The following is a 12,577-nucleotide window of genomic DNA, read 5'->3' on the forward strand; positions in this document are numbered from 1 at the left end:
AAAGGAGGAAGCGAATGTCTAAACAAGGAAATTTTCAAAAATCAATGTCGCTGTTTGATCTGATTTTGATTGGGATGGGAGCCATCTTTGGATCAGCGTGGCTGTTCGCTGTCAGTAATGTCGCTTCAAAAGCAGGGCCCTCCGGCGCTTTTTCCTGGATCCTCGGAGGAGCCATTATTTTGTTAATCGGGCTTGTATATGCGGAGCTCGGAGCCGCTCTGCCCCGTACCGGAGGCATCATTCGATACCCCGTTTATTCACATGGCCACCTTGTCGGCTACTTAATTTCGTTTGTCACGATTGTCGCTTATACAAGCTTGATTTCAATTGAAGTGACAGCTGTGCGCCAGTATGTGGCCTATTGGTTTCCCGGCCTGACCATTAAAGGGTCTGATTCGCCGACCATTTCCGGCTGGATCTTGCAGTTTGCCCTATTATGCTTGTTTTTCCTGCTGAATTATTGGAGCGTCAAAACCTTCGCTAAGGCGAATTTCATCATATCGATTTTTAAATATATTGTGCCGATTACCATCATTATTGTGCTGATCTTTCATTTTCAGCCGGAGAATTTATCTGTTGAAGGATTTGCACCGTTTGGATTTACAGGTATTCAGGCTGCCATCTCGACAGGCGGCGTGATGTTTGCGTATCTCGGCCTGCATCCGATTGTATCTGTAGCAGGTGAAGTCCAAAATCCAAAACGCAATATCCCGATCGCTTTAATCATTTGCATCATCGTTTCAACCATCATTTATACTGTTTTGCAGGTCACCTTTATTGGTGCAATCCCGACAGAAACACTGAAACATGGCTGGCCGGCAATTGGACGGGAGTTCTCATTGCCGTTTAAGGATATTGCGGTCATGCTCGGGTTAGGCTGGCTTGCAACGCTTGTCATTTTAGACGCCATTCTGTCTCCCGGAGGAAACGGGAATATCTTTATGAATACGACATCCCGCCTTGTTTACGCCTGGGCGCGTAACGGCACATTATTTGGCATATTCTCAAAGGTCAATAAAGATACGGGGACACCCCGCGCTTCGCTTTGGCTTTCGTTTGCCCTGTCCATTTTCTGGACACTTCCCTTTCCTTCGTGGAACGCGCTCGTCAATGTCTGTTCAGTCGCGCTCATTCTTTCATATGCGATTGCACCCATTTCTTCAGCTGCGCTGAGGGTCAACGCGAAGGACTTAAACAGGCCGTTTTATTTAAAGGGAATGAGCATTATCGGGCCGCTTTCCTTTATATTTACAGCGTTTATCGTGTACTGGTCAGGATGGAAAACAGTCTCCTGGCTGCTCGGTTCACAGCTCGTGATGTTTTTGATCTATCTCTGTTTCAGCAAATATACGCCTAAAGAAGATGTCAGCCTCGCTCAGCAGCTGAAATCAGCCTGGTGGCTTATCGGGTTTTATATTATGATGCTGATCTTTTCCTACATCGGTTCTTTCGGACATGGTTTAGGGATTATCAGCAATCCCGTCGACCTCATTTTAGTCGCGATCGGCTCACTTGCGATTTATTACTGGGCAAAGTATACCGGGCTCCCAAAAGCCGCCATTGATTACGATAAATAAAGAAGCAAGAGGTTTTCTTGCTTCTTTATTCTTTACAAACATACATACACGCGATAAAATGAATGAGAGTCAGTCATTACTGGAGGTGTTCCTCATGCCAAAACAAACATCGGGTAAATACGAAAAAATTTTGCAGGCGGCCATAGAAGTCATTTCTGAAAAAGGCCTCGACAAAGCTTCTATTTCTGATATTGTCAAAAAGGCCGGCACTGCCCAAGGAACATTCTATTTGTATTTTTCATCTAAAAATGCCCTCATACCGGCCATTGCAGAAAATCTCCTCACCCATACACTTGATCAAATCAAAGGTAGGCTGCATGGGGACGAGGATTTTTGGACCGTTTTAGATATATTAATTGATGAGACATTTCTCATTACAGAACGCCATAAGGATATTATTGTCCTCTGTTATTCCGGGCTTGCGATCGACCACTCCATGGAAAAATGGGAGACGATCTATCAGCCTTATTATTCCTGGCTTGAAAAAATCATCAACAAGGCCATTGCAAACCACGAGGTAACGGAAGGAATCAATTCAAAATGGACGGCCAGAACGATTATCAACTTGGTCGAGAATACTGCGGAACGATTCTATATCGGATTTGAACAAGATGAAAATGTTGAAGTGTATAAAAAGGAAATTTTAACTTTCTTAAAACGGAGCTTAGGTACTGCTTAAAAAATGACTGGGTAACACCGCTCATTTTTTAATGCCCTAAAAATGACTGACGTTCATTCATAAAATAGAGAGGTGTTTCATTTGAATTGGGTTCTTGTTTTTATTGCAGGGCTTTTAGAGGTTGTTTGGGCCTCTTCCCTCAAACATGCCGATTCGCTTTTGGATTGGATCATCATTTTTATCTTAATCGCGGTCAGCTTTATCCTGTTGATCCGCTCTTATCAAAAAATCCCGATGGCCGCGGCGTACACTGTGTTTGTGGGAATCGGAACCGTCGGAACATATCTGACTGGAATTGTTCTGGGCGAATCCTTCTCAGCAGCCCAAATGTTCTTTTTAGCTTTATTGCTGGCTGGCATTTTAGGAATGAAATTATTTACGAAAGAAAGCAAATCTCAGCCGGGAGGTGAAAAATAATGGCATGGTTTTTATTAGTGATTGCCGGCATAGAAGAAATTATAGCTGCCATTGCCATGAAATATATAGACGGAACAAGAAAAAAATGGCCGATCATTGTGATGACTGTTGGATTCGGCTTATCCTTTTACTGCCTGTCCCAAGCGATGATCGTCCTGCCTGCCGGAGTCGCATATGCCGTTTGGACTGGCATTGGAAGCATTGGTGTTTCGGCGGTCGGGCTCATTTGGTTTAAGGAGCGGTTTCAGCTTTCACAGGTGATTTCACTTTGCCTTATCCTAGCCGGCGTCATCGGCCTGCGTCTTACGTCATCTTCATAAAATCAAGGCATATACAGCTGTATATGCCTTTGCCATTAAGCTTCGTGATGTTTTTGAAGATGAAGCGGCGGTGGGATGAGCCAGCCTTTGTTTTTTAGCAGCCTTAAGTATTTTGCGCCGGTTGCCGCTTTCGACATATGAAATTGCCCAAACATCATGGCAATATCCTCACGAATCGATTGCCCCATCATTTTGCTGCATGTCACCAGACCTGCAGCATTTTCTGCTGCCGCGGAGGCCGCCACATCCGGATCGAGAAACCGTGCGCCAGGCGGAATGTCGTTAAGATCTGCTGTCGGCGGTTCAGGAGAAGCCGGCGGCAGCGCCACCCCGTTTTCTTTCAGGATCGTGCTGACCTGTTTGATTTCATCTTGGCATTTCTCAATAGACTCACGAAGCAGTTTCTTCAGGTCGTCATCACCGACATGATTCAATAGCATTTGGTAATTGCCGACCATTTTATTGCCCGCCATCACATAACTCCACAAGCCGAATACCTCACCGTAATGCATCGGTTCATCCTGCGGATTTCCGCTTAAAATACCCATGTTCATCCTCCTCCCATATTCAATATTGCACATTTCATAACGTGCCCAAGCGGAGGAACATTTATGTTTCAGCGGAAAAGATTTATGAAATGAAACAAAACAAAAAAGACAAGAGTGGCAAGTTGCCAAACCATTGTCTTTCCTGTTGTTTGATTGGACGCACTGAAGGGATTCGCACCCCGACAGACAAGATACCGGAAACCATTCAAGTGCTTTTTAATATGAGTCATTGATTCTGTCTTTAATAAACTTTAACGAGATGGCGGGATGCTTTGCGGAAAACGAAATACATTTTCGGGGTCATATTTCGCCTTTATTTCTCGAAGCCGCGCAAAGTTTGCGCCATAATATTCTTTTCCGAAGTTTTCAATGTTTTGATCTGGAACATTAACATATGAACCTGCTACATATGGTTGCATCAGCTGACGCACTCTTTCAACTGATGCAAGATTTGAATCTTCTTGTGATTTATTTTTCCAACTAGCCGTCCATTCCGTATAAAATATTGGATGGCGCCAAAAAAAGGCAGTTTCGTCTTTAGGGACTCTGCTTATAGCACCACCCCAATTGATAAAAAAGAAATTGGCATCTGTTCCAGTAGCATCTTCCAAAAATTTTCTCATGATTGAAATGGGTTCGTCAGACCAAAAATCATGACCCCAAGCCGAGGAGAATTTAACACTCTGATCATTTCTGCCAGGGATGGGTTCGTCAGGGTCTAAGAAATCTATAGCATCTGGATAGTATAATGTTTTGATATCTGCTTCTGTTGGAGTTCCCGCATGTAATAAAGGTTTTAATAATCGAATCAATTCAGTTTTCGAACCGAGGAAAATTCCTTCTGCATGACACAAACCATTTATTTTGCTGTAAATTTCAAGGTAGCATCCTAATCGTTCATCTACAAACGGAGCCCATTTCTGCCAAGCTTTAAATACCGTTTCTAATTGTTCCCACGGCCAGATAATATTGAAGACGGTTGCAGTTTTAGGGGCACGATGAACTTTGAATGTATATTGGGTATTATATCCAAAGTTACCTCCTCCTCCGCCTCTAGAAGCCCATAGCAAATCCTCATTGTGAGATTGATCTGCATGAATAATCCTTCCTTTTGCATCTACCGTTTTCAGCGCGAGAAGGTTATCACTTATAAGGCCAATCGATCGTGAGAGTACACCAAATCCGCCGCCCATCGTAATTCCCCCGATTCCAACTGTTGGGCTATCTCCAAACGGAGCCATAAAACCGTCTCGAGCTAATCCCTTTACAAGCGGGCCAACGGGAATACCAGTTTGAACGGTTGCAATCGCGTTTTCTTCATCTAAGAAAACTTTATTCATGTCACTCACATCAATAACAATTCCTCCACTTACTACTGAAAGGTTCTTATCTAAAGCATGGCGACCGCTTCTGACACGTAAGGGCACTTTATTCTCACGAGCCCATTTAATGGCATTACTTACATCGTATGAATTTTGCGCAAAAACAAAGACAAGAGGATAGACATCCACATAAGGGTTCCAATTCTTAATAGCCTCTGTATAGCCGGGGTCTCCTTTGAAGATTACACGCCCTGTCAACTGTGTTGATCCCATATATTATTTCACTCCCAAAGAAATTCGATTCAGATACTAAAATATGCAGGAGCTGGATAATCGCATAGACAAATGATCTACGAACTATAAATATAATACGCTAAGGCCTTTTTCGTCGGTAAGGTCTGCTGAGAAACATTTTTCAAACAATTTTGAGCAAACTTCCTGTCCAATCCTCCAACAAGCGTTTTTTCTTATCGTTTTTAGGAGCAGTGTCCAGTTTTTTTCGGAGTGAATATTCGTTTAGGCCAAAAGAAAAGAGAGATGAAGAAGTGTTTAGTACCAGAGGTATACATCCATACAACAGACTCTAGATCATCATATACTGAATGTATGTAGAAAGGAGACATCAGCTTTGGCAAAATATCGGATTATGACCTTTGACGGCGGCGGTACCTTAGGTGCTTTAAGTTTACAACTGTTAAACAGATTGGCTAGGCAAAACCCGAAATTAATTAGTCGAACCCATGTATTTTCGGGAAATTCAATCGGTTCATTTACTGCCCTTGCATTAGCAAGCGGAAGATCTCCGAGGGAAACACTTCAGTATTTTGAGGATGAAATCCTGCCGGCATTCAGCATTTCCCGGCCAGGCGGACCTGTTTTCAACCAACAATTACCCTATTCCGGTTTTATTAAAGCGGTAAGAAATTTTTTCCCAGCAGATCTTCAACTTATAGATTTAAGAAAACGAATTGTTGTCCCATCATTCAAATTATACTCTCAAAAACTGGACCGTTGGACTCCTGTCTTATTTCACAATTTTCCCGGCTCTCCCTATTTAAATGAAAAAGTGAGTGATGTCATACTGCGGAGCAGCGGTGCTCCCGCGACGCAACGCGCCTATCAAAACTACGTGGACGGATATGTAGTAGCAACGAATCCCAGTACAGCCAGTATCGCGTTTGCAGTTGGTAAAGCCAACGTGCCATTGGATCAAATTGCGGTATTGTCCATCGGAACAGGTGAAGCCCCGACTCGGTTAAGAAGAGATACGAGGGGATGGGGAATGGTAAGTGCAGATAACATCCGCCCCGAAAATCTGAAGAACCTTCCTCCAAATTGGGGAGTCCTTTTGGACAGGTCGCCTAATGAACCTTTACTGCCATTTCTTCAGATGATTGCTGGCGGTAATGGGTACTATGAATCCATGGTCAGTGCGAATCTTCTGGGAGATCGTTTTTTCCGGTTAGATCCGCGGATTCCGAACTTCTCCAAAACGGACCCTGCCGTCGTTCCCGCTGTCATTGAAATTGCGAACAAAACCAACTTACAGACTGCAATTCAATTTATAGAGAAGAACTGGGGAAGCAAATAAATTTTTATTTTAAAACTATTCTCGCTTATCCAATTTTGTCCAAGAGAAGATTCTCAAAATAAATACAGGCAATGGGTAGAACCGGATTTTTTTAAAGGTTTGTTAATCACAAGCTAATAAGATGAATGAAAAAATCAATTCATACTTCTTCTTTTGAAAGTGAGGGTTCAAACTAAAGAATGTAATTGGAATGTTACTCTAAGGTATGCAATTCCCTTTTTCACACAAAAAAGACAAGAGCGGCAAATCGCCAAACCCTTGTCTTTCCTGTTGTTCTATTGGACGCGCTCGGAGGGATTCGAACCCCCGACAGACGTGGTACCGGAAACCATTAAAGAACTTCATATTATATATTTATTATCCTTAAATATATAATACACTTTTCTAAACGTTTCATTTTCATTAGTTATAATTACTATGTTACCCATATTGAATTACAAGTTTAACCAAAATTAAAATGAATTGAATGTTTGCGTATTGTGATTTTCCTTTACATTAAATCTGTAAATTTGACGGTTTCATTTTACCGTTATTCAACATTATTGTAATTTCCCCTTTAAATCAGCTATTAATTGTTGTCGAAATAAGGGGTCGTTAGTTATCTTTTGAAGAAATGGCTGATAAACATGATCAATCCATAACATATCTAAACGAGTCATGTCCTCAATAAAAAAGGCCAATGAGATGGAATCTGACGCAGTTTCTTTAAAAATAGCCGACGTCATAACAAATAAGGTAGAGCCTCCTTTATACCAAATACGGTTTTCTTGAAGGTTCGGCGGTCCTGTTATCTCATCTAATATTCCTTTTTCCACTTCACTTAAAAGGTCCCCGGTTCCCAGACGATACATTAATCTGGCGTAGTTTTCACTAGATGAAGATGGAAGTTTCTTCGTGAACTCCCTTTGTATATCAATATGATTAGCAGAAGAAAGTGAGGATATTAACGAATCAGCTTTACCATGCACAAGGGCATCGAAAGTTTCTCCTGAAATATCCATGAAATATTTTTGCTTCATCTCTTTCATATAACCAGAGATTTCTTTCGTTTTTTTCTTTTCATATTTTTTTAGATAAGGAGCGACTAACATCGAAGAGTTTATAGAAAAAACAGGCGTGTGATTATCAGGCAAATATATATCAACTATTTTTTGGATATTGTCTTTACCGATCCTTAAGTAAATATAATCAGTACATGCATTTGAACTGTATCTCATCATACCAATGAGCACTTCTTTCATCGTCACAATTTGACCAATATTCTCTTTGCTCTTCCAATTATCGTGTGCTCCTCCGTCGGTATTCGGAATATAAAATTTATCTATTTCAATGATACTGACAGTATCATTGAAACTTATCTGATTTTTTCTGGCCTCATGTACAAATGCTAGCAAAAAAAGGATTTTCACTGTACTTGCTAAGGGAAACATCTTACTTCCATTATGATTTAAAAGGATTTGATCATTTTGTATAACAGTCAGCGAAAAGCGCTCAGGGTGAGATAACATAAAACGTGTCAAATCCTCAACCGTTCTATTTCGATCCTTTCTTTTCAAAAATGCCGCTAGGCCAAAAAAACCGAATATAAAAACAGCTACTATTAGTATTAAAACAATGAGGAACAAACTATTACCCCTTTCTCTGCTTCTGATTAAGGCCGCATGCCCCATGATTACATTGCCCATAAGGAATTATTTTTCTTTTTGAGGCAATCAAATCATATATCCTATCGCTAACATGAAACAACTTAGCCAAGAGGAGTATCATATACAATACCCATAGCAGAATAACCCGCTTGCTTATTTCGATAAAAGTATCTGCACCAGAGACGATGCCTTTTTCCAACGTCTTTCCATGCATTCGTTTTTCTAATTCCTCTATACCTACCTCATCATTAATAGTTGATGTCTCATCACGAAAGGATTCGAAAACAATTAAATTGAGCCAGTCCGCCCTCTTGATACGTTTTTTCGTTTTAGTACATAACGGGCACCATGCATCATAGTATACAGTCATTTTCCAGTGAGCTTGAAATTTTCGCATTAATTTTTTCCTTACCATCCAATTAAGCTTATGTCTCAATTGCTGATAAGTAATGAATAAGCGATTGTACTCCTTATCGGTAAAAATCACCAATTCAATCGCAATCATGACAATAGAGAATGAATATAAACCCATTCCAAATGCAATACCTAAATGTAGTAAACAAACCATTAAGACAGCAAGCCATTTTGTTTTTTTGTTTATAATAAGAAAAGGAAAAGCAATTTTTAATAATACACTAGAATAACAAATCACGACGCTTAAATAGATGTGTTGACTAACTACTGACTGAAGAAAAGGCATCGCAACCGTTTTAACTTGTGATATATAGTATAAAGCTGTTCCATTATTCCAAGTTTCACCCATAATTTGATAAATAGCAGACGTAACATATACAATACAAACTTGCATTATACAAAACAAAACAACAAAGTACTGAATAATATTAGCGGTAGTTTTCCTACAGTCAGATACATAAGCCACTTTTTTTCGTAACGCTGCATCTATAGAAAAATACTTTGTAGTATTTGCAAACAAGAGATAAAAAAGTGTAATTGCCATTAAATTGTCGCCACCGTCTCCAATATATGAGAAACGAACATATAATGAATAGAACAAAACATAATTCAAGATGCCCATGAGCCGGCCTTTAAAACCTAGAGTAAATAGAATTGCTGACACAATGCCAACGTGATATATCGCATCAAAGTATTTTAAGGATGAAGTTACATTATACAATGAATATGTAGTTGGTTTCATAACATTATGAAATGTATTGATACCATAATCGGAGAACAAGAAATACCTTTGATTATAATGAATTAAATAAAAATATAAAATGAGCAAACCAAATACAATACGAAGCAAGCTCACCCCAATATAAAAACGTTCTTTTGCAAAATAGGAGATAACTCTGTTAGTGATACTGTTATTCATAATATTGTTCCTCCACTCTCATTAAAAAAATGGAACCACTTTATTATTGAACGTTTTCCATTTAAATGTAGTGCTTTGTTCTAATTTCTCACCTTTATCATTGTTATCCCGTAGAGAAAACGGAATCGGTTTCACTGTATCTATTCTTACTCTTATTCTTTTTATTGTTTTAGGATTATAAATTGATTTAGCATACGAACTTGCATAACGATACACATTTTCCTCGCCAATCTTTTGGCTCTTCTCTATCTCTTTTGTTATAGCTTTTACCTGTTTATCATTTTCAGCTGCTTTTTTTAAGTATTGAAAAATGACATCATCTTGATTAGTTCCAAAAATATCAGAAGAAAGCCCATCTATAATTCTAACAATTCGATTGTAAGGGGTTACGATTTTAGTGTGATTTTGGTCTTTTAAGGGGGTAGAAATGTCAATCCACTCGTTCTTTCCCCTCGCTTTTCCAGTATCAACCTCCATATATATATTTGTATTAGTTGTAATAGGATCCGGCGCAAATAGATGCCAATTCTGTTGGAATAAAGTATTTGTGTAACGATCAGAAACAGGTTTGACCGCAAGAGCTAACGGATTAGGGGGTAATACAGTAGACAAAATTAAAAAGAAATGTACAACGAAAGTAACTAATAAAATAAACAACAAACCAATAATAAAAGTTTTATTTTTATTCATCAAAATCCCCTCTATTAAAAAAAGGGGGACTATAATAATCCCCCTTCCTTATAAATTATTTTTTGTCAAAAATAACATCCATATCTTGTACCTCTTCGTTTGAAGGCTTAGCTATACCTAACCCTCCATTGTCTAAAAACATATTCAAAGCTTTGCCTCCATAATGCTTTGCAGCTTCAGTCCCATAAACCCAGGCTTTTTGAGCTAGGTTCCCAATGCCTGCTGCATTAGCATCTTTGCCTTCCTGAGAGACATTTTCCAGTTCAACTTTTTTTGTTTCTAATGTTGCTGCCGAAGCCGACGAATACATTACAGACCCCAGAATTCCAGTTCCAATAGTAACAGCTATAACAAATCTTTTAAGCTTCACAAAACTCCTCCTTTTATTTGTATTCAAATCTAATATTAGGAATAAAAGTTTAATATGTCAAATTATTATAATTAATGAGAAAATATTATTTTATAGGTGAAAATGACCTCATTTATACGAATTCATTCTATTACGATTCGTTTAATATTAAACTAAAGTAAAGTTTTTTTGACTAGATTTTGTATTGTGAATAGAGTTCAAAAAAAAAATGGGTATTAAGAACTTTTTTATTCAGATATTAATTCAATAGAGTTGTTATTCGTTAAAAATAGTGCTATCAATTCATTACCTTTAGGATTTTCCATTTAATCCACAGTATGTTATATTTTACATCGCAATACTTAGTTGAAACATTAAGTTATAAAGGAGCTTTTAAATGAGGAAATCAAGTAATATCTGGGCAGTTGCAGTGATTATTGGGACGATCATTACCTTATTTTCATTCGTCTTCCTACGTGATACTGATTTTTATGCTGTCCGGTGGGTAGGAGTCGTTATTATGGTTGTAGGATTTGTTTGTGGCCCAACCTACATAGCACCGAAAAATAAAAATAATCGTAAAAAAGATACCCGATAGGTTCCCCCTAGTAGACAGCATAAAAGAACTAAGCAACCAGTTTGTTACGGTATTCTATCGGAGCACACTGGTTTAAATTTTTCTGGTATCGTTGATATAACTGAATAATCTTTAATGTTCTTGTGTAGCTCTATTTCAATTTGGCATGAAGAAAAGTATGGTGTGAGAAAAACAATTCGATGCATACATTATCCAGACAGTTACCCTTACGAGAATGACTGCCCTTCAAACAAACGGTTTCGAATCGCTTATGATATGTTTTTGTTGTGTATTGGGAGCCTTGATCAGAGAGTGGAGCTGTCCACATACAATATAGGTAATACCGGTTACATATAGCTGGTTAGGTCGATTGGTTTAAAATTCTCGGTTCAGTCAGTTTGATTGAACAATCGATGCCTTTCTTCCAGAATAACGTCCCTTTTTTTCGAATGATCGATGGATGTTCATCTCTTTCATCAACCTGTCAACACGCTTATGGTTGACGGAAAAGCCTTCTTTCTTTAACAGCTACAGTAATTCGGATAGTCATAGAAGGGGCGCGAATGGTGATTTGCCATAATGTGTTCTTTAATCAACTGATCTCTCTGTTACCTTGCCATTCGAACCCTTTGAGTCTTGCACCATTTTTAGTATCCTTATCTTGACACCTTGGCGATACCGCCAGCCATGTAATCGGATAACGTTTTTTTAGTTATTCAACCTGTACCTTTAGATAATCTCGTTCTTCCTCAACGCTTTTAAACGTTGTCTTAGGGCATCCTATAAAAAGGTTGTCTGACTTTTTATTCTTTCCGCGTTGCTCCTCAAAATACTACGGCGTTTTTTACCCAATTTTTTGAGCTGGTTTGCACTCTGAAGCCCTTATTCTTCAGATAACGCGTTACAGCGCTTTAGTTCCTTCTACATGCAAGTTGACGGCTTTCATGTTAATTTCTTTCATATAGTGGTAAAAATGTTGTCCTTTTCGCGCCATAAAAAATCCCCTACTAGTTGATAGCCACTGCCGAAAAGTGTGAGCTGTTAAACTTGTAAGGGATAGTATTTATTTTTTCATATTAAACTTATTTAAACCTTTTTTATAGATCTCTAACCTCTTTTTCGTATAAAAAATGATTTCGAAAATTATATAAGCACTCAAGGGCATTAGGATTGTACGCACTCTATAACATCTGCTGAAGATATTTGACACATCAGAAAGCTCTTACTCCTATAATATATACAGGAAACAGAATCCTTAGTTTTTCATTACTTCACACAAAAAAGACAAGAGCGGCAAATCGCCAAACCCTTGTCTTTCCTGTTGTTCTATTGGACGCGCTCGGAGGGATTCGAACCCCCGACAGACGTGGTACCGGAAACCACCGCTCTATCCAACTGAGCTACGAGCGCAGAATGACTGCGTTATGAGAACGTCAGCACAACTAATTATACGATAATTTCATTCAAATAACAACCCTCTATTTCGAGAGGCCGTTTTTTAAATAGACAAAGCATCTTAATTGGCAAT

At 38.9% G+C, this 12,577-nt stretch carries 11 protein-coding genes and 1 tRNA gene; 5 read left to right on the top strand and 7 right to left on the bottom strand.

Features of this window, described 5'->3' with window-relative positions; genetic code table 11:
* Positions 1 to 14: 14 nt before the first annotated feature.
* The 4 genes from aspP (at position 15) to NSQ83_RS18185 (ending at position 2,993) form a co-directional block, all read left to right on the top strand.
* The gene (aspP, locus tag NSQ83_RS18170; protein ID WP_015384716.1) at positions 15 to 1,577 is read left to right on the top strand and encodes an aspartate/proton symporter AspP; all 1,563 of its coding nucleotides are present in this window, start codon (positions 15 to 17) and stop codon (positions 1,575 to 1,577) included.
* A 94-nt stretch (positions 1,578 to 1,671) separates the two neighbouring features.
* Positions 1,672 to 2,256, top strand: a complete 585-nt coding sequence (locus tag NSQ83_RS18175; RefSeq protein WP_198878474.1) for a TetR family transcriptional regulator — start codon at positions 1,672 to 1,674, stop codon at positions 2,254 to 2,256.
* An 81-nt stretch (positions 2,257 to 2,337) separates the two neighbouring features.
* Positions 2,338 to 2,673, top strand: coding sequence for an SMR family transporter (locus tag NSQ83_RS18180; RefSeq protein WP_003242480.1), 336 nt, complete (start codon positions 2,338 to 2,340; stop codon positions 2,671 to 2,673).
* A complete protein-coding gene (locus tag NSQ83_RS18185; RefSeq protein WP_003228222.1) occupies positions 2,673 to 2,993 on the top strand; it encodes a QacE family quaternary ammonium compound efflux SMR transporter in 321 nt (106 codons plus the stop codon). The genes NSQ83_RS18180 and NSQ83_RS18185 overlap by 1 nt, the downstream gene beginning before the upstream one ends.
* Before the next feature lie 35 nt (positions 2,994 to 3,028).
* Here NSQ83_RS18185 and NSQ83_RS18190 read toward each other — a convergent pair whose 3' ends face one another.
* Positions 3,029 to 3,541, bottom strand: a complete 513-nt coding sequence (locus tag NSQ83_RS18190) for a DUF3231 family protein (protein ID WP_003243249.1) — start codon at positions 3,539 to 3,541, stop codon at positions 3,029 to 3,031.
* Positions 3,542 to 3,792: 251 nt separating this feature from the next.
* Positions 3,793 to 5,136 carry an FAD-binding oxidoreductase gene (locus NSQ83_RS18195; RefSeq protein ID WP_029725961.1) on the bottom strand — a complete coding sequence of 448 codons (1,344 nt, stop codon included), beginning with the start codon at positions 5,134 to 5,136 and terminating at the stop codon, positions 3,793 to 3,795.
* Between the two features lie 355 nt (positions 5,137 to 5,491).
* Between NSQ83_RS18195 and cotR the strand changes: the two genes are divergently transcribed.
* Positions 5,492 to 6,454, top strand: a complete 963-nt coding sequence (cotR, locus tag NSQ83_RS18200; protein ID WP_088467403.1) for a sporulation hydrolase CotR — start codon at positions 5,492 to 5,494, stop codon at positions 6,452 to 6,454.
* A 539-nt stretch (positions 6,455 to 6,993) separates the two neighbouring features.
* Here the strand turns inward: cotR and NSQ83_RS18205 are convergent.
* The 5 genes from NSQ83_RS18205 to NSQ83_RS18225 all read right to left on the bottom strand — a co-directional run bounded on the left by NSQ83_RS18205 (position 6,994) and on the right by NSQ83_RS18225 (position 12,459).
* Complete coding sequence (locus tag NSQ83_RS18205; RefSeq protein ID WP_172480852.1) at positions 6,994 to 8,079, bottom strand: serine hydrolase; 1,086 nt, start codon at positions 8,077 to 8,079, stop codon at positions 6,994 to 6,996.
* A 4-nt stretch (positions 8,080 to 8,083) separates the two neighbouring features.
* Positions 8,084 to 9,433: a DCC1-like thiol-disulfide oxidoreductase family protein gene (locus NSQ83_RS18210; protein WP_172480851.1), complete on the bottom strand. Its 1,350-nt coding sequence runs from the start codon at positions 9,431 to 9,433 to the stop codon at positions 8,084 to 8,086.
* 21 nt (positions 9,434 to 9,454) lie between these two features.
* Positions 9,455 to 10,123 (bottom strand): DUF5819 family protein, encoded by a 669-nt coding sequence (locus NSQ83_RS18215; RefSeq protein WP_148343218.1) that lies wholly within the window; start codon positions 10,121 to 10,123, stop codon positions 9,455 to 9,457.
* A gap of 55 nt (positions 10,124 to 10,178) precedes the next feature.
* A complete protein-coding gene (locus NSQ83_RS18220) occupies positions 10,179 to 10,493 on the bottom strand; it encodes a hypothetical protein (protein WP_015483734.1) in 315 nt (104 codons plus the stop codon).
* Positions 10,494 to 12,383: 1,890 nt separating this feature from the next.
* A tRNA-Arg gene (locus tag NSQ83_RS18225) sits at positions 12,384 to 12,459 on the bottom strand.
* Between the last annotated feature and the right edge of the window lie 118 nt (positions 12,460 to 12,577).

It is taken from the genome of Bacillus sp. PS217 (assembly GCF_037963535.1).
Classification (GTDB): Bacteria; Bacillota; Bacilli; order Bacillales; family Bacillaceae; genus Bacillus; species Bacillus subtilis.

Excerpts from the sequence above, each read along its gene's own strand:
- NSQ83_RS18215 (WP_148343218.1), bottom strand. The coding sequence starts at position 10,123 with ATGAATAAAAATAAAACTTTTATTATTGGTTTGTTGTTTATTTTATTA.
- NSQ83_RS18195 (WP_029725961.1), bottom strand. The coding sequence starts at position 5,136 with ATGGGATCAACACAGTTGACAGGGCGTGTAATCTTCAAAGGAGACCCC.
- NSQ83_RS18190 (WP_003243249.1), bottom strand. The coding sequence starts at position 3,541 with ATGGGTATTTTAAGCGGAAATCCGCAGGATGAACCGATGCATTACGGT.
- NSQ83_RS18175 (WP_198878474.1), top strand. The coding sequence starts at position 1,672 with ATGCCAAAACAAACATCGGGTAAATACGAAAAAATTTTGCAGGCGGCC.
- NSQ83_RS18210 (WP_172480851.1), bottom strand. The coding sequence starts at position 9,433 with ATGAATAACAGTATCACTAACAGAGTTATCTCCTATTTTGCAAAAGAA.
- aspP (WP_015384716.1), top strand. The coding sequence starts at position 15 with ATGTCTAAACAAGGAAATTTTCAAAAATCAATGTCGCTGTTTGATCTG.
- NSQ83_RS18185 (WP_003228222.1), top strand. The coding sequence starts at position 2,673 with ATGGCATGGTTTTTATTAGTGATTGCCGGCATAGAAGAAATTATAGCT.